15 protein-coding genes are annotated in these 18,209 nt (G+C 32.5%); 11 read left to right on the top strand and 4 right to left on the bottom strand.

Going from position 1 to position 18,209, the window contains the following annotated elements; genetic code table 11:
- Window positions 1–247: 247 nt before the first annotated feature.
- Complete coding sequence (locus BLW23_RS11545) at window positions 248–838, top strand: PhnA domain-containing protein (RefSeq protein WP_093669986.1); 591 nt, start codon at window positions 248–250, stop codon at window positions 836–838.
- A gap of 479 nt (window positions 839–1,317) precedes the next feature.
- Here BLW23_RS11545 and BLW23_RS11540 read toward each other — a convergent pair whose 3' ends face one another.
- Complete coding sequence (locus BLW23_RS11540) at window positions 1,318–2,514, bottom strand: IS256 family transposase (RefSeq protein WP_093667472.1); 1,197 nt, start codon at window positions 2,512–2,514, stop codon at window positions 1,318–1,320.
- Window positions 2,515–2,618: 104 nt separating this feature from the next.
- Entirely contained in the window at window positions 2,619–3,671 is a 1,053-nt protein-coding gene (locus BLW23_RS11535) for a nucleoid-associated protein (protein ID WP_093669984.1), read from the bottom strand.
- A 335-nt stretch (window positions 3,672–4,006) separates the two neighbouring features.
- Between BLW23_RS11535 and BLW23_RS11530 the strand changes: the two genes are divergently transcribed.
- Entirely contained in the window at window positions 4,007–4,534 is a 528-nt protein-coding gene (locus BLW23_RS11530; RefSeq protein WP_093669982.1) for a hypothetical protein, read from the top strand.
- On the opposite strand, the gene BLW23_RS11525 is transcribed toward BLW23_RS11530, so the two are convergent.
- Entirely contained in the window at window positions 4,535–5,134 is a 600-nt protein-coding gene (locus tag BLW23_RS11525; protein WP_093669980.1) for a ribonuclease HII, read from the bottom strand.
- 70 nt (window positions 5,135–5,204) lie between these two features.
- Here BLW23_RS11525 and BLW23_RS11520 point away from each other — a divergent pair, with 70 nt between their 5' ends.
- From BLW23_RS11520 to BLW23_RS11495, 7 genes are all read left to right on the top strand, one after another.
- Window positions 5,205–7,169 (top strand): putative porin, encoded by a 1,965-nt coding sequence (locus BLW23_RS11520; RefSeq protein ID WP_093671758.1) that lies wholly within the window; start codon window positions 5,205–5,207, stop codon window positions 7,167–7,169.
- Between the two features lie 177 nt (window positions 7,170–7,346).
- Complete coding sequence (locus BLW23_RS11515) at window positions 7,347–8,087, top strand: hypothetical protein (protein WP_093669978.1); 741 nt, start codon at window positions 7,347–7,349, stop codon at window positions 8,085–8,087.
- A gap of 32 nt (window positions 8,088–8,119) precedes the next feature.
- Window positions 8,120–9,049 (top strand): hypothetical protein, encoded by a 930-nt coding sequence (locus BLW23_RS11510; RefSeq protein WP_093669976.1) that lies wholly within the window; start codon window positions 8,120–8,122, stop codon window positions 9,047–9,049.
- Between the two features lie 8 nt (window positions 9,050–9,057).
- The gene (locus tag BLW23_RS11505; RefSeq protein ID WP_093669974.1) at window positions 9,058–10,392 is read left to right on the top strand and encodes a hypothetical protein; all 1,335 of its coding nucleotides are present in this window, start codon (window positions 9,058–9,060) and stop codon (window positions 10,390–10,392) included.
- Window positions 10,393–10,763: 371 nt separating this feature from the next.
- The gene (locus BLW23_RS11500) at window positions 10,764–11,285 is read left to right on the top strand and encodes a UpxY family transcription antiterminator (RefSeq protein ID WP_093669972.1); all 522 of its coding nucleotides are present in this window, start codon (window positions 10,764–10,766) and stop codon (window positions 11,283–11,285) included.
- 258 nt (window positions 11,286–11,543) lie between these two features.
- A complete protein-coding gene (locus BLW23_RS23225; RefSeq protein WP_176829805.1) occupies window positions 11,544–11,708 on the top strand; it encodes a hypothetical protein in 165 nt (54 codons plus the stop codon).
- Complete coding sequence (locus BLW23_RS11495) at window positions 11,630–12,220, top strand: 4'-phosphopantetheinyl transferase family protein (protein ID WP_093669970.1); 591 nt, start codon at window positions 11,630–11,632, stop codon at window positions 12,218–12,220. The genes BLW23_RS23225 and BLW23_RS11495 overlap by 79 nt, the downstream gene beginning before the upstream one ends.
- Before the next feature lie 5 nt (window positions 12,221–12,225).
- Here the strand turns inward: BLW23_RS11495 and BLW23_RS11490 are convergent, their stop codons facing one another.
- Window positions 12,226–13,248: a LacI family DNA-binding transcriptional regulator gene (locus BLW23_RS11490; protein ID WP_093669968.1), complete on the bottom strand. Its 1,023-nt coding sequence runs from the start codon at window positions 13,246–13,248 to the stop codon at window positions 12,226–12,228.
- A gap of 246 nt (window positions 13,249–13,494) precedes the next feature.
- On the opposite strand from BLW23_RS11490, the gene BLW23_RS11485 reads away from it, so the two are divergent.
- Both BLW23_RS11485 and BLW23_RS11480 read left to right on the top strand, forming a co-directional pair.
- Window positions 13,495–16,575 carry a SusC/RagA family TonB-linked outer membrane protein gene (locus BLW23_RS11485; RefSeq protein ID WP_093669966.1) on the top strand — a complete coding sequence of 1,027 codons (3,081 nt, stop codon included), beginning with the start codon at window positions 13,495–13,497 and terminating at the stop codon, window positions 16,573–16,575.
- Window positions 16,576–16,590: 15 nt separating this feature from the next.
- On the top strand, window positions 16,591–18,177 hold the full coding sequence (locus BLW23_RS11480) for a RagB/SusD family nutrient uptake outer membrane protein (RefSeq protein WP_093669964.1): 1,587 nt from the start codon (window positions 16,591–16,593) through the stop codon (window positions 18,175–18,177).
- Window positions 18,178–18,209: the final 32 nt, after the last annotated feature.

Below are 18,209 nucleotides of genomic sequence, written 5' to 3'. Positions count from 1 at the left end.
TCTTTTACTGTTGTGTAATCCATTTGAGCAATTATTTCTTGATAGCTTATTTTTATTAGAAAGTCTTCATTGAGAAAAAAAATATTAGAAATTCTTTTGATTTTCTTTGTAATATATTCTTTTTGTAATCTAATGACAAGAATTACAGAGTTCTCTTTTAAAGAATATTAGAAGTTCTTTCGTTAAGAATAAATAATTGAAGTCATATTAAAAATGTACTTTTGCCTGATTAATTTAACCGGTTATAATGAGTTTATTGCAACAATTAGAAGAGAGAAGTGGACATCAATGTGAATTATGCGCCTCAAAAAAAGAGTTGAGTATTTATGAGGTTCCACCAATTTCTGCAGGAGGTGTCGATGGAAGTATATTAATATGTAATACATGTGTCGAACAAATTAAGACACCCGAATCTGTTGATTCTAATCATTGGCGCTGTTTAAATGATAGTATGTGGAGTGAATTTAGAGCGGTAAAAGTTGTTGCGTGGCGGATGTTACACAGATTGAAGAAAGAAGGTTGGCCACAGGACTTATTGGATATGATGTATTTGGAAGGAGAAGAATTACGTTTTGCTGAAGCTTCAGGAGATCATTTAGATGAAAGTGAAAAAGTGATTCATAGAGATGTAAATGGAGTTGTTTTACAGGCAGGGGATAACGTGGTTTTAATTAAAGATTTAAAAGTAAAAGGTTCCAGTATGGTTGCTAAACAAGGAACTGCCGTAAGACGAATTTCTTTAGATCCGGAAAATGCAAAGTATATTGAAGGGAAAGTAGGAGGAACACAAATAGTAATTGTTACCGAATATGTTAAAAAAATGGCGGAAAAAGAGTAGTTTTGCGGAGGAATAAATAAATAATTAGCTTTAGAGCTGATTTAATTTGTTGTTAGTTAGGTCTTTGTTTGTTTTAAACGTTTTCTAACTATACAAGCTATGAGAACTTGAAATTGATAAAATAAGGTTTTGGAAAGAGTTTAATAAATTCTTCAAAAAAATAGTTGCTAGAGTATAAAAATTGTATCGTACATAATCATACTATTATTTAAAATAAATCATAAACAATATGAGAAAGTCAATATTAGCTATGGCCTGTATTGGGCTGGCTGCATTTGTGAATGCACAAGAAACAGTAATAACTGAAAAAGATGGAAAAGCTTTGTTAGACAAGTATTAAAAAGGCCTATGAATTTGAAGATTCTATAAATCTAAAATAACAACAACCTTACAGAGTATAAACATCTGTGAGGTTGTTATTACTAAGTAAGACACTATCCTAAAAAGTGTGTAAGTTCAAAATATCAGGGTTAGGTTATTTATAGCCTAATCCTTTTTTCAAATATAGCTAAAAATTGATTTAGAATTATGCCCCAATTTCTAATGGGCATTGTCCACTTTTTAGTACTTTCTCTTAAAGCTAAATATACCGATTTGATAACAGCGTCATCTGTCGGGAAAGAGAGTTTGTTTTTAGTGTATTTGCGTATTTTCCCATTAAGATTTTCAATAAGATTAGTGGTGTAAATAATAGTTCTTATTTCAATTGGAAAATCGAAGAAAACAGTGAGTTCATCCCAGTTGTTTTCCCAACTTTTAATAGCATACGAATATTTAGCTTCCCATTTATTTTTAAAATCTTTTAAAGCAGCCTTTGCGGCTTCTTTAGTTGGAGCTGTATAGATTTGCTTCATATCTTTAGTAAACTCTTTTTTATCTTTCCAAACCACGTATCTACAAGAGTTTCTAATCTGATGTACTACACATATTTGTGTGGTAGAATTAGGAAACACTGTCTTTATAGTATCTGTAAATCCGTTTAAATTATCGGTTGCAGTAATCAGTATATCTTGCGTTCCTCTGGCCTTAATATCAGTCAAAACACTCATCCAAAAAGCAGCTGATTCATTTTTACCTAACCACAAACCTAGTACTTCCTTTTTACCGTCGGATCTAAGGCCTACAGCTATGTATATAGTTTTGTTAATAACCTTAGAGTTCTCTCTAACCTTGAAAACAATTCCATCCATCCAAACGATTAAATAAGTAGCTTCTAAAGGTCTATTTTTCCATGCTACAATGTCATTAGTAATGCTATCTGTGATTCTTGAAATCGTTGAAGTAGAGATGTTAAAGTCATATAGCTCTCGGATTTGCTCCTCTATATCAGAAGCACTCATTCCCTTAGCATACAAAGAGATGATAAGATTTTCAACACCATCTGTAGTACTTTCTCTTTTCTTTACCAACATAGGATTAAAAGATCCTTCACGGTCTCTTGGGACTTCTATTTCTGTTTCTCCTAAAGTTGTTTTTAACTTCTTCTTTGAATAGCCATTTCGAGAATTAGAGTTAGTGCTCTTTTGATGTTTCTCGTAATCTAAATGAGCTGATAACTCTCCTTCTAAAATCTTTTCAACTCCTCGTTTGTGAAGTTGTTCTATAAAGCTAGTTAACTCTGAGCCATCTTTAAATTGTTTTAGAAATTCGCCGTTCAATAAATCTTCTGGTTTCATAAATGTGTAAAAATTAAAGTTAATGAATAAAAAAATCTCGGGGTTGAATTCAACCCCGAGATTTTAAAACTTACACAGTTTATGAAATACTGCCCTAAGTAAGTTTACTTCTCGGCATTGAAATAAACCTTGTAAAATTTCATTTTCTTATCCTCATCATAACCTCTTTCTAAATACTCTGAAGGTGCATCAGGAGCATCTACATCAATCTTAATTTGAATATTGGTGTCCAATTTAATTTCAGTTTTAAACTTGCTTTTTTCCTTTTTTAAAACAGCATCAGAAACGTCAAAATTATTTCGAACTAAAACATTATTTAATTTTTCAAAATGTTTTTTATAGTCTTCAAACATATCTTTGTGTTTATCCTCGGCAAACACATCGTCTTTAAAAGCGTCATAATCGACACTTTCATGTTCTTTAAAATAATCAACAGTATTGGCTAAAAAAGAACTCTGCTCTTGTTTTCCAAATTCAGGTTTAATTACTTCTTCTGAAAAATCTTTGCATAATTCTAAGTAGTTCTGAGTATGTAAGTTTCTATCATCAGCATATTTTACATTTAAAAAATGTTTAATCCAATACTGTGCATCATAGTTATTGTTATCTACCGAAAGAACAACGGTCCCTTCAGTATCAGAAGAGTTTAAAATTAAACACCCTTTATCTAATTTTTTCGTTGAAATACCTTTTTGAACAACCATATCATAACTGTCATCATCATCTAAATAGGTTTGAAAGAAATCTACTTTGCTTTCAATTTTAAAAATTCCAACAGCTTCTACTAAAACATCTTTATATTCAAGTCCTTCAAAATAAGCAATAATAACATCTCCTGTTTTTATATTCGCTGAATTCGATTGCTCGTATAAATGATTTACAATATTTTTTGAATGCTCTACAAATGTTTCTTCATCTTGAAAGATGTCGGCAGAATATTTGTTAATTTCATTTAAAGAAATATCAGCATGATGATTAAAACGATAACTCTGTGTTACCGAACCAAAAGGTTTTAATAAAAAAGGAAGTAGCAATTCATAACTCTCTTCATCAAAACGAACTAAGGTTTCTGACATCGCATTTTGTCCACTGTTATACTTATTGGCAACTTTATGAATGATGCATTTATTGAGTTCAGCACGTGTTCTTTTAATCATTGGTCTAAAAAATTGAAACACAAAAATACATCAAATTTTTAATTTGAACTCTTTTTTGTAAACGTTCATTAGGTCAGATAGATAGCTTGTAAAACATGAAGAACTATGGATTTTGTATTTTAATTGTAGGAATTGTTTTTTTGAAATACTACAAGAATTGAGAAACTAGAAGTGAGGTAATAGGTTTTTGCAGAAGAATAAATAACTATTTTAGTATCTTTTAAAAATCGCAAGGTATAGAAGTATTATGTTAGAAAAGTTATGAAATGTAAATTAAGTGTTTTTGAGTATATAGGCTATACCTTATCTTTAAAATCAGTAAAAAAATTAAATAAATGAAATTATTAGGAATAGGATCAAGAATTAATCATTCTGAATATGGTTTTGGAGTGGTAACTAATGTTGACAGTAAGCACTATTGGGTAACTTTTCAGGAGAAAGGATTAGAAACGATTGCATTAGATGACGAAATTGAAATTATTGAAGCAGTGCATGATGAAGTGGATACCGTGAGTTTTTATGAAGTTGAAAGTACATTGAGAAAAATATTAAAACAATGGAGTGATGTTTCGGAGGTAGTGCCTATCGCTGATAAATACAAAGGAGGTAAGATAATTATTGAGCCCGCGGATACCAATTTGGTGTCAAAAGAGATTCCAATTGATACGTTCTTCCATAAAATAGTTATGGTTCGTGATAGAATACGAGTTATGGAGCAAAAAATTAATTCTAGTAAAACACTGGATGACCAAGATAAAATAGACTTACAGCAATACATTACTAGAATTTATGGCAGTTTAACTACGTTTAATGTGTTATTTAAATTGAAATCCGATAATTTTATAGGATCCAAAACAAAATAATTATAAATCTAGTTTTAATTGTTCTGGTAATAATTTAAAAGATTTACGATGGTATTGGGTTGCTCCAAATTCTCTAATAGCATTTCGATGTTCTTTAGTTGGGTAACCCTTATTTTTTTTCCAATTATAGGAAGGATATTCTTCATGAATTTTCTCCATATAATCATCTCTGTAGGTTTTCGCTAAAACTGAAGCGGCAGCAATATTCATATATTTACCATCACCTTTTACAATTGTTTCATGAGGAATTTCTTTATAAGGTTTGAATTTATTACCATCCACAGAAATAAATTCGGGTGTTGTTTTCAATGTTGCAATTGCTCTGTGCATTCCAGTTATTGAGGCCTGTAAAACATTTAATTCATCAACTTCAGTCTGGTTAACGAATGAAACACTAAAAGCAATGGCATGTTCCTCTATAAATGGCCTTAGTTTTTTACGCTGTTTTTCAGAAAGTTGCTTTGAATCATTTAATAATTCATGAGAAAAGTCCTCAGGTAAAATAACAGCAGCCGCTACAACAGGACCGGATAAACATCCTCTTCCTGCTTCATCTGTCCCTACCTCTAAAGAAAATTTGCTAAATTTTAGTTTCAACATGCTACAAATTAACAGTTTTCAAAGAAAATATTGGCGCTTTTTTTCGTTTTATTATTTTACTTTTGCCTTTATGAAGAAAAACTTGTTGTTAATAATCTTTTGTTTAATTGGAATTCAGACGTTTTCTCAACTTCGAACAGTAAACGGAGGATTTGCTGCTCCTAAAACAGGAGAAGGGTTGACTGATAGACGTGTTGATAGTCTTAATGGAGAAATAGACGTACTGTTGAGTGGGAAGACAAAATATACAGATTTCAAGATTATTTCTCATAAAAACGATACAACCATTGTTGACACGACCTTAACACTTAAAAAACATTATAAATTTAATTTCTTAAGAAAAGACAATTTTGAGTTATTAGCGTTTCATAATCAAGGACAAACTTTTAATAATTTAGGATATAATTTTGGTAAAACCTCTGTGATACCAGATATAGGTTTTAAAGCGAAACAATTTAATTATTTTAATATTGAAGATGTTGATTATTATCACGTTCCAACTCCAACAACGGAAATTATGTATAGAACGGGTTTGGAGCAAGGGCAGGTTTTAGATGCCTTATTTACCGTAAATTTTTCAAAACGCCTTAATATTGGAATTGCATATAGAGGTTTGAGATCTTTAGGTGCTTATCGACGTTCACTCGCTAGTACAGGTAATTTTAGGTTTACTTTTAGTTATGAAAGTCCAGAGGGACAATATGCCATCAGAGGGCATGCTGTAAATCAGGATTTCACTAACCAAGAAAATGGAGGTTTAACAGATACGGCCTTAACAGCTTTTTTAACTGATGATGTGAATTTCAGTTCCGATAGAGGACGTTTGGATGTTAATTTGAATGATGCAGAAAGTGTTTTAGAAGGCAAAAGACTTTATTTTGAACAAACCTATAAAATTCTATCTTCTAAAGATACTGTTAATGATAAGGATTTTTCAAATTTAAAAGTAGGGCATTCGTTTACGAGAGATTCGAAGTTTTTCGAATTCAAACAGACAACGGCATCCGACTTTTTTGATTTTAATAGAATATCGGGTTCTATAGCAAATAAAACGAATTATTTAGTTTATGATAATCAGCTTTTTGTAGATTTTAACTCAAAATATGTACTTGGAAAATTTAGAGTAAGATCAGGATATACGACTTATAACTATGGTTATGAAAATCTACAAAATAACCTAGTAGCAATTGAGAACAATCGTTTAAAAGGAGACGCTGTTTCTTTTGGGGCCGATTGGAGAGGGAAAGTTAAAAACTTCTACATAAACGCAAGTGGAACTTTAATTCCTGGGAGCGGTAGATTGTCAGGAAATGACTTGTTAGCCGAAGCTTTTTATAAAAAGGATAGTGTTTTTTCAGTTAAAGCGAAACTGCGAATCAATAGCAAGAGACCTGATTTTAATTTTCTATTACATCAAAGTAATTATAACAAGTTTAATTGGGAGAATAACTTTTCAAATATTGGAACAAGAGTTTTGGGAGGTGAATTTAATAGTAAATGGGGAAATGCTTCGTTAGATATAACTAATATTGACAACTATACTTATTTTGATGAGGATGGATCTCCGGCACAATATGGTAGTAATATTAATTACTTGAAAGCGAAGGTGTCTAAAGAATTTAAGTTTTGGAAGTTTGGTTTTGACAATACTTTAATGTATCAAAAGGTAGCGAGCGGAAGCGATGTGTTGAGAGTACCTGAGTTTGTAACTCGAAATACTCTGTATTATATGGATAATTGGTTTAAAGGAAATCCTTTGTTGGTTCAGATAGGGGCAACATTTAAATACTTTTCAGAATACAAAGCGAATGCATATAATCCTTTATTAGGTGACTTTATGATTCAAAACAATACCGAAATCGGATATCCTACTGTTGATTTTTTCTTTAATGCTAGAGTTCGAAGAACTAGAATATACTTTAAAGCGGATAATTTAAGTTCTTTTTTCTTAAAAAAAGATTACTTATCTGCCCCAAATCATCCATATAGAGATTTTGTAATACGTTTTGGTGTAGTATGGAATTGGTTTATTTAGAGTGAAGAAGAAGGTAAGAAGTGCGCTTTTTGCACGATAATTTGAATTTGAAAATGGTATTAAATCTTGTTGAAAAAGTAAGATAGCTGTTTGTTTTTACGTGAGCTATCGATAAAATCGCTAAAAGAAAATATTTATTACTTTTGTTATCTATAAATAACATAAATTAATTGCAGTATGATTATAAGAAAATTGCTATACACTCTTATCAGTCTTAGTACATTTTTCTCTTGTGGAGTTTTACCTGAACAAAATTCTTATGAGACGAATTCCAATACAGTTGAATTAGGAGTATTAGGAGATAAGAAGAAGTCTGTCTACATAACACAGTTTGAAACAGCAGGTATTCCTGGGTATTCTAAATTTATTAAGATCTCTTTAGAAGAGAAGAATTTTACAAAAGGTATTTACAAGGAATATCAAAAGGCTATTAAAGGTCAAACAGTGGTTAATAAAATAGAATATGTTGATTCCCTTGAAATCAAGCCAAAGTTTTTGAATTTTGCTATAGAGGATAAAACAATGGTAATAGAATCTTTAAATAGTCAGGATAATGTAAACGTAAGAAATTACATTAAAAATGTGCCCAATACAAAAATTGTTACAGGATTAAGGATAGTTGCTTCCAGTGATATTACACAACAATTGAAAAAAGCAGATGCTTTATACTTTCGAACTAATCAACAGAAGCAGCAAGTTATATACCTGTTTAAAAAAGAAAAACAAATAGGAGTGTTAGATTTATCGAAAGCAACAGCTTTTGGGGTTAAATTGTCTTCTTTCTGCTGGGGAATTACTGATACTGAAAAAGTACATATCGCAACTATTATGTCTGATGGTGAAAATTGTACCTTGAAAACAAATAGAGATCCAAAGAAACTTGAAAAACAATTGGAAAAAAACTATTTTAAATTTTAGTTTGTTAAAAATTGATTTAAAAAAAGAAACAAATGAAAAAAATAATTTTATTCGGATTAACAGTACTATTTTTAGTTGCTTGTGAGGCTGTTTTTGTTGAAGATATTTCAAATAATTATGTCACGTTGACGGCGCCATCAAATAATGCTTCAGTAAAAACAGGAACAATTAGTTTTCTATGGGAACCCGTTAATGAGGCGAACAATTATCAGTTACAAGTAGCGACTCCTTCCTTTACCAATGCAAGTCAAGTTGTATTAGATACAACCGTAACAACAAATACATTTGCACATAAACTAGATGCTGGTGAATATGAGTGGAGAGTTAAAGCAAAGAATAGTGATTATGAAACAGCTTTTGAAATGCATGCCTTAATGGTTACTGATTCAGATATAGCGAATGCTGAAGCCGAATTACTATTACCATCAGATAATGAAATAACGAATGTTGTAAGTCAGAAGTTAACTTGGTCGGCTGTTCCAGACGCTACTGAATATAGAGTTCAGATTTATACTCCGGATGTACAAGGTACGTTGGTTAAGGATGTAACGGTATCTGAAACTGAATATATATATGAGTTTTCGGATGGCGAGTTTACATGGCAAGTTAGACCTCAAAGTGATACTCAGAATGGTAAGTATACTTCTAGAAAAATAACAATAGACTCAAAGAAACCAAATACACCTGAGAATACAGCTCCTGAGAACAATCATACCCAGACTACCACAACGATAGACTTTTCTTGGACTCGAACGGATGTTGCTGGAACTGTTGAGGTAGATAGTATTTATGTGTTTACTGATGTGAATTTAACTCAACTTAGTTTTAAGGCAGAAGGAACGAATAAAACTTATAAAAAGGAAGACTTGGAAGCCAGTACTTATTATTGGTATGTTAAGGCTTTTGACAAAGCCAATAATGAAAGCGATAATAGCACCACATTTTTAGTAACAGTTAATTAGAAAATTTTATGAAGAAGATTATAATAGCGCTTACTTTAATAGTAAGTGTGAATTTGCTTGGTCAAAACTCAATACCTTTGAGTTATTATTTAAATGAAACACCAATTCATGGAGTTAAAATTAAAACGAATTTACCTTATATAGATAGCTCTCAAATGCCGACGATTATTATTGAAGGGTATAATTATGGAAAGGCTCAAACAATAGGAATAATTCTTAATTGGTATGTATATCAAGGTAAGTTTGTTCAGTATTCGGCATCAAGCTATGGCGCTTACAGTCCTCCAATAAAACTTGCTAATGATGGAGGTAAAGTAGTCATTTTTCTAGATTCAAAAGAGTATTTTAATAGGTTTCAAATCAGAACTTATGCGAAAGGATTACATGTAGATAATGTAAGTTCTTATTTTGAAAATTGGACGGCAGTAGATGAGCTGTTGACAACATCTGCAACGAATGTAGTTAATGTGCCTTATAAAAGTTCCAATATACATGGTGATATTACAATGGAAGGTCATGTTAATATTGGAGGAAATCAAAGTAAACGATTGAGAGTAAGACATGTTGATGGTAAAGATTTTGACAGTACGGATTTCGATCATTTATATTTGAATCATAGTAATGGTAAAAATGTGATTTTAGGAAGCCCTTCAAAACCTTCCAGTTTGTATAGCTATGGAATTGTAACAGGGCATGGTAGAGCTAATGTAATGGCGGATAACGGTACAGGTTACGTTGCCTCGAGAATCTACTTAAATAGTCATAATGATTATAGAGGAGCAGGAGTTTTCAGTAAAGGACAGACAAATAATTGGTTTGTTGGGAACCCATATACAGATCATGCTAACGGCTTTATGATTGGCGTGGCTCCAAATACTGAACACGAAGATATTGCGGCAACAAAGGCTAAAGCAAAGTTTTTCATTAACAGTAGTGGAGATGTAGGGATTGGTACCACAACACCTGGAGCTAAACTTGCTGTAGATGGGCGAGTTTTGGCTAAAGAAGTAAAAGTTTCGATTACTGATTTCCCTGATTATGTTTTTGAAAATGATTACGAGTTGTTATCACTTCAACAAGTGGAAAGATATATTCAAGAGAAAGGGCATTTACCTAATATTCCAAGTGCAAAAGAGGTTGAGGAAAATGAAGGAATCGATTTAGGGGATATGCAAAAGAACTTGCTAGAAAAAATTGAAGAATTAACGCTGTATACTATTCAGCAAGAAAAGAAATTAAGCAAACAAAATCAGCTAATTAAGACTAATAAAAAAGAAAGAAAAGAACTTATTCGTTTAATTCACGATTTAAATAACAGAGTTAAACAGCTTGAAAATAACTAAAAACAGTGTTTTTCTGGAAAATAAACCTCCTGTATTATGGAGGTTTATTAATTTTCCACTTTTCCTTAATATTTTAAGTGCTTGTTAGTTAGTGTTTTATGGTTTTTATTTAAAAAAGTGACTTTTTAGTGAAAAAGTGATAACACTGTTTTTAAGATTTTTTAACATGAATTGATTTTTTTGAGATAAAAAAGTGCTATACTTGTAAGGTAAAATAATAGTTGTTAACACCTTACTACCTACTACAACGACAACTATTGTATAAAGGGGCGTCAAGTCCGTTTTATTTTACTTAGAAAAATGGAACTCACGTAAGTGAGGTTGGCGTAGCCTAATCTGTTTTTTTAACTAATCAAAAACTTAACCGAACTATGAATTACTCAAGTGGATGGCATGTTATGTATGTCAGGTCTCGTTGGGAAAAGAAAGTGCACGAATCTTTAAAAGAAATAAGTTTAGAGACTTTCTTACCACTAGCCAAGACTATTAAGCAATGGAGCGATAGAAAGAAAATCGTTCTAAAACCCCTACTTCCTTCTTATGTGTTTGTGAATTTAAACACGCCAATGGAATTCCATAAAGCCTTATCAGTTGATGGAGTATGTTCTTTTATTCGTTTTGGAAAAGAATATGCTAAGGTTACTGATAAAGAAATAAATAATCTTCGGTCTTTAGTAGAAGATAAAAATATAATGGATTTACAAACAGATAATAATTTCCCTAAAATTGGAGAAAAACGAATTATATCTTTTGGTTCTCTTGAAGGAATAGAGTGTGAAGTGATTAAAGTAAATAATTCTAATAAGATTGTAGTAAGGATCGATTCGCTTCAACAGAATATAATTGCAACTGTACCTACTAGTTATGTGTCTGAATTGGCTATGGCTATTTAAGTTGTTATTTAATGGGGTAATACCTTAATTTTGTTTTTTTAATAAATATTTATTAATTAAAAAATAATGATATTCAAAATAAGCTTTTGGATGAGTTTGATTTGAAGAAATTGAGGCTAACATTTAATTAAATATTGAGAAGCCTAAACGAATGAACATATTTTATCGTTAGGTTGGATATTGGATATAAGAAATAAGGATTAAAATATTTAAAAAGATCAAACGTTAAGATGTAACGTCGACTAAGATGAAAAATAAATGAGTATTTCTACAGTTGCCTTATATATAGAAAATGATCAGGAATGGTCAAATGATACATTTGAAGAAATTATAGGGGATTACCTATCGAGTTTCAGGAAAAAGCGAGAAAATTTCGTTTTTGGAGTGATAGACAAGCTTTTGTTTATGGGAAACTTCTCATAAACAAAATACTGAAAGAACATACGAGTTTAAACCTGATAGATATTCAATATAATGAATATGGAAAGCCGTTTGTCTATTGTGACTTATCTTTTAATATATCGCATTCAGGCCAATATGTAATTTGTTTGTTTTCTTTAACTCGAAACTCACTCGGAATTGATATAGAGAAAATAGAGCCTAACATTAACATAAGCGATTTTAAAGAGGTTCTTACTTCCGGTGAAAGTTTGAAAATAGCAAGTTCAGAAGATACATTAGGAACTTTCTATGAAATATGGACAATTAAAGAAGCAGGAATGAAAGCTGATGGAAGAGGTTTAAGTATTCCTCTTGATCAGATAGAGATAGACTTGGAGTCTTTAAAAATAGGGATAACCAAGTGGTATTATCGAAACTTAGTAATCGATAAAGATTACAAATGCCATTTGGTAATCGATTCTCCAGATTTCAATGTTACGGTTCAAAAAGTGAAGAAAGAAGATTTAACAGGGCACAAGCTACTAGTTTATTAACAAGTCTATTTTGTAGATTCTCTAATGACTAATTCGGTGGGTATTTTTATGGTTTTGTGTTCAAAGGGTTTATTGTCCCTTTTAGCGTGAATTTCTTCAATTAAAATATTACAAGCTTCTTGACCAATTAAAAAACCGGGTTGATTGATGGTGGTCAAAGTCGGTGAGCTTGTTTGAGTAATAAACCAGTTGCTAAATCCAACAATAGATATTTGTTCAGGAACGCGAACACCTAATTCATTTAATTTTTTTAAAGCACCCATAGCAACTAAATCAGTAAAGCAAAAAATTCCGTCTACATCTGGATGTTCCTTTAAAATTAACTCCGCAAGGTTATAACCGTTTTCATAAGACATATTCTCGGCATTATATACCAAGCTTTTATCGAAGGTCATGTTGTTGTCTTGCAAAGCTTGTCTATATCCTTTAGCTCTATCAATTGTTGTTTGCGGCTTTAAAGGCCCTCTAATATGCGCTATTTTTTGACACCCTATATTTATTAAATGTTCAGTAGCCTTTATAGCCGCTTGAATATCATCAATCTGAACTTTAGAAGCTGAGATAAGTTTAGATATCCTATCGTATAATACTACAGGAACTCCCGAATTGATTACTTGCTTAATATGAGAGTAATTAATGGTGTCGTTTGATAATGAAACTAATATTCCGTCTACATTTTTTCCCGTGAGTAATTTTATCTGGTTTACTTCATCTTCATAAGATTCTTCTGATGGCATTACTAAAACGAAGTAACCTTTCTTTCTTGCAGTAATAATTACACCATTGATAATATTAGAAAAGAAATGATGAACTATTTCTGGAATAATTAAACCAATAATTCTTGATTCATTAGAACGTAAACTTTGCGCAAATGAGTTTGGTTTATATTTAAACTTGGCGGCATAGTCCAAAACTTTCTGTTTGGTGTCTTCGCTAATATCTTTATAGTCTTTCAAAGCTTTTGAAACTGTAGCCACTGAAAGATTCAACTCTTTTGCGATACTTTTTAAAGTGATTTTATTGGACATAAAAAGTTTTAAGCGGTTTAATTATTTTAAAATTAAGCTATTAGGGATAATGCAAGATGCGTATTTTTTTTGGAATTAACGTTATAATTAGCCGAAAACGTTTTCGGCAACAAATTGATAATCTTACTCTTAAATATTTGTAAATGTGTTAAAATTTTGCAAAATTTGTTATAGATGTGGTTTCATTTTGGGTGTAGAAACCGCATGTGAAGATTAACTAATTAAAATATAAAATCTAATTCAATTATGAAAAATGGTTTGCTTAAGAAGTTAATACTTCTGACTTTATTATTAGTAGGAAGTATTACCTATGCACAGCAAATATCTGGAAAAGTAACCGATTCTCAGGGGCCTTTGCCAGGTGTTAGTGTGTTGGTTAAAGGAACCACTGTCGGTTCCGAAACAGATTTTGATGGAAATTATTCCCTTGAAGCGAAAAAAGGAGATACTCTTGTTTTTAGTTTTATAGGGTACAAAACGAAAGAAGTAGTAGTTGGTAATTCATCTACCGTTAATGCGGTCTTAGATGATGATGATCAACAACTAGACGAAGTAGTAGTGGTAGGTTATGGTACTACTACCGTAAAAGATGCAACTGGAGCTGTATCCGCTGTTAAATCTGAAGAATTTAACAAAGGGGTTATATCTTCTCCAGAACAATTAATCCAAGGTAAAACAGCTGGGGTTCAAATGACTGCGGCGAGTGGTGAGCCTGGAGCAGGTATTTCCGTTAGAATTAGAGGGTCAAACTCTATTCGTTCTAACAACAATCCATTATTTGTAGTTGATGGTATTCCTTTGTCTAGTCAAGGAACAACTCCTGCATCAGGTGGTGTAGTAGATGGTGGAGATACAGCGAGAAACTCATTGAGTTTTATAAATCCAAATGATATTGAAAGTATTTCGATATTGAAGGATGCTTCGGCGACTGCGATTTATGGATCACGTGCTGCCAATGGGGTTGTTATAATTACAACAAAGAGCGGAAAATCAAGACAAGGAAAGTTTGAGTTTAGTTCTAATGTAAGTTATTCTAGTCCTGCGAATGAGTATGATTTATTTGATGCAGCTCAGTATAGAAGTCAGCAATTAGCAATTACAGGTAACCCTGTCCCTTCTTTTGATGATAGAGGAGCTAATACAAATTGGCAAGATGTAATTACAAGAAGTACGTTTTCTGCAACAAATAACTTGTCGTATTCTAAAAATTATACAGGAGGTAATGTTAGAGCTACGTTCTCTCACTCTTCGCAAAATGGAGTGTTGGAAAATTCTTCTCAAGACCGTGTTACTGGAAGAATTAATGCTTCTCATAGTTTTTTTCAAGATAAGCTTAAAGTAACCGCAAATCTCTCTGTTGCTCAGGTTGAAGATGAAGCTCCGCAAATTAGTGGAGGATCAGGAGCAAGTGGGAATTTAATTGGAGCTGCTTATTCTGCGCCTCCAACTTGGCCAAATTCTTCTTCTTTTTCAATAGATGGAAATAGATTAAATCCGGCAAATATTTTAGAAAATTACCTAGGTTTAACAGAAACCAACAGGTATTTACTAAATGGTTCTGTTGAATATCAATTTTCCGATGAATTGTCAGCGAAAGTGAATCTTGGATATGATCAGTCAGATGCGGTGGCAACATCAGCGGTTTCTGCAAATTATAACAATAGTGGTCGAATTACAGGTAACGGGCAAGCCTCTAGAAATACTCTTGAAGCAACGAGTAAACTGTTAGAAGGAACTTTAAATTATAAGAAAGAAATTTCTGATAACTTATCTATTGATGCTTTGGTTGGATATTCTTTTCAAGATTTCAGAAGGCAAGGGTATAATGCTCAAGCTTGGGGAAGTTCAACGACTGATTTAGAAAGAATGAATAGTTCACTAGACGGTTCAATATCAAGAATAACAAATGCGTTAGGTTCTACTTCGTATCAACAATTTGGATATGATACAAATGGGAGTTTTTTAAACAGTCTATTTCCATTTGATAATTCTGGAACACTTAATAATGCCAATGGAGATTACAGATCACTTTGGTTAGATACCTTTGATAACACCGATGAATTACAAGGTTTCTTTGGAAGGGTGAATCTTACTCTTAATAATAAGTTTTTATTTACAGCAACAGTAAGAGCTGATGGATCTTCAAGATTTGGAGGAAATAATAAATACGGATATTTTCCTTCAGGAGCTTTTGCTTGGAAAATGCATGAAGAAGATTTTGTAGGAGACAACGTTTCAACGTTAAAATTAAGATTAAGTGCGGGTGTTACTGGTAATCAAGCAGGATTAGGACATGCAAATTATTTGTTTAGACAAAGATTTGGTGGGCCAGGAATTTCTGATGATGGTACTGTAAATAGACCGGGATTAGTTACTGTGTCTGTTCAAAATCCTGACTTAAGTTGGGAGAGATTGACGGACTATAATTTAGGATTAGATTTTGGTTTTAATAATGATAGACTTAATGGATCTGTTGATCTTTATAGAAAAGAGACTAGAGATTTATTATTCTTAAGTCCAGCAGCGGCACCAGCAGATCAACCTATTGTATTTAAAAACTTGGATCAAGGAGTTGTTGTTAACCAGGGAGTTGAATTCTCATTAGGATATGATTTTATTCAACAGGACGATATGAATTTCTCTGTTGATTTTAATATTGCCTACAATAATAACGTGGTCGAAGATTTACAGCCTGGTTTTACGGCTGACTTAGGGCCGCTTAATGGTCCTGGTTTAACAGGAGCATTTGCTCAAAGAATTGGAGAAGGACAGTCACTATTTTCATTCTATATGGCAGAATATGCAGAGACTAATGGAGTTCCAGATTTCTCAGCAGACGATAAAAAATTTGTAGGGAAAGACGCTTTACCGGATATTACCACAGGGTTGTCTTTGAATTTTAATAAAGGAAATTTCGATGTAAGTGCTTACTTTACTGGACAGTTTGGCTTTTATGTATACAATAATACCGCCAATGCGTTTTTAAATAGACCTACTTTTGGAACATCAAGAAACGGAACTTCTGATTCTGTTCAATTACAATCTCAAGAAGTTTCTACCTTGTATTTAGAAAGTGGAGACTTTGTAAGATTGCAGTCCTTAAATATTGGATATAACATTCCATTAAAAGAAGAAGGGCCATTAAAGAGTTTAAAACTTTCGTTAAGTGGTCAGAACTTATTTTTAATAACAGGGTATAGTGGTTTAGACCCTGAAGTATCTTCGAACACTGGTGCATTTGCTAATGGTATACCAAGTGCAGGGATAGACTATACATCGTTCCCTAGACCAAGAGTTTTCTCATTTGGTGTGAATGCAACCTTTTAAAACATTATAGAAAAAATGGAAAATAAAATATTAAATAGAGTAGGTGTAATATTAATGTCAATTTCTTTGATATTCACCATGGCTTGTACGGATTTAGAGGTAGAGCAAACCGATTCTATTCTAGGAGAGGCCTTTGACGGTCTTGATAGTAGTGAATCAAGTGCACAGGTTGATGATATGTATAATCAAATTAGAGGTTATATCGGTGATCAAGCCAATACCTTTGCATTAAGTGAAGTAACAACAGATGCTTTGTTAATTCCAACGAGAGGTTCTGACTGGGGAGATAATGGTATTTGGAGACAATTACACCAACATTCATGGACTCCAGATCATGCTTATATTACGAACGTATGGAATCAATGGAATCAATTACAATTATCTGGAAGTAGAGTAATTGATGATCGTTCAGCTCCTTCAGCAGAAGTAAAAGCACATGCGCTTTTTTTAAGAGGATTAGCAATGTTCGTGATTTTAGATAATTTTGGACAAGTTCCTTTTAGAGATACCAAAGCTGATCCAATTGCAGATCCTGATGTATTTACTGGAGCGGATGCAGTAAACTTTATTGTTACAGATTTAGAAGCAGCAATATCTGGGTTACCAGAAGCTACGGTTAGTGGTGATAATGTAAGATCGACAAAAGCTGCAGGTCGTTACCTTTTAGCAAAAGTTCTTTTAAACAAACACATTTACACTAAATCTGGTTCTGCAGATGCAGCAGATATGACAAGAGTTATTTCTTTAGTTGATGAGATAGCAAGTCAAGGATTTGCATTACAATCAGGATATTTTGATATTTTCAAAGATACACCTGATACTGAAACTATTTGGTATATAAATACTGGAGTGGGAAATAGAATATTTAATGGATTACACTATAACTCAACAACTGCAGGTGGTGGTGGTTGGAATGGATTTAGTACTCTTGCCGAATATTATGACTTATTTGAAGGAGATGCTAATAATAACCGTTATGATGCTTCAGGAATGGCTATAGATGGTCAGGAAGAACGTCGTGGAGGTGTTCCACCAAGTGGAGACGGAAGTATGACAGAAGGATCAAACGTTGGTTTTGGTTTCTTAATTGGTCAACAATATGACCTGGATGGAACGCCACTAGAGGATAGAGCGGGAGCCCCATTATCATTCACACGAGAATTTACGAGTACAGCAACAGGAGAATCTAGTTTAGTTGATAACGGCGAAGTTTCTGGAATTCGAATGATGAAGTATAATCCTCGTTACGGTGGATTTACAGAACATGAAATATTTTTTAGATATGCTGATGCTTATTTAATGAAAGCCGAAGCAATGATGCGTTCAGGAGGAGATGCAACAACAATGGTTAATACTTTAAGAACCATGAGAGGTGCTGCGACCATAGCAAGTGTTTCTGAACAAGATTTAATTGATGAAAGAGGTCGTGAATTATATATGGAGTTTTGGAGACGTAATGATCTGATTAGATTTGGTCAATATACTAGAGATTGGGAGTTTAAAGATCCTAGTGCTATTGGTAATGCCGATCGTCAACTTTTCCCGATTCCAGCTTCACAAATTATTTTAAACCCGAACTTAACTCAGAATCCTGGATATTAGTTGTTTGAATAATTAATGTAAAATTAAAGAGG

It is taken from the genome of Tenacibaculum sp. MAR_2009_124 (assembly GCF_900105455.1).
In the GTDB taxonomy this organism is placed as follows: domain Bacteria; phylum Bacteroidota; class Bacteroidia; order Flavobacteriales; family Flavobacteriaceae; genus Polaribacter.
This window is presented reverse-complemented; position numbering and strand designations above follow the sequence as displayed.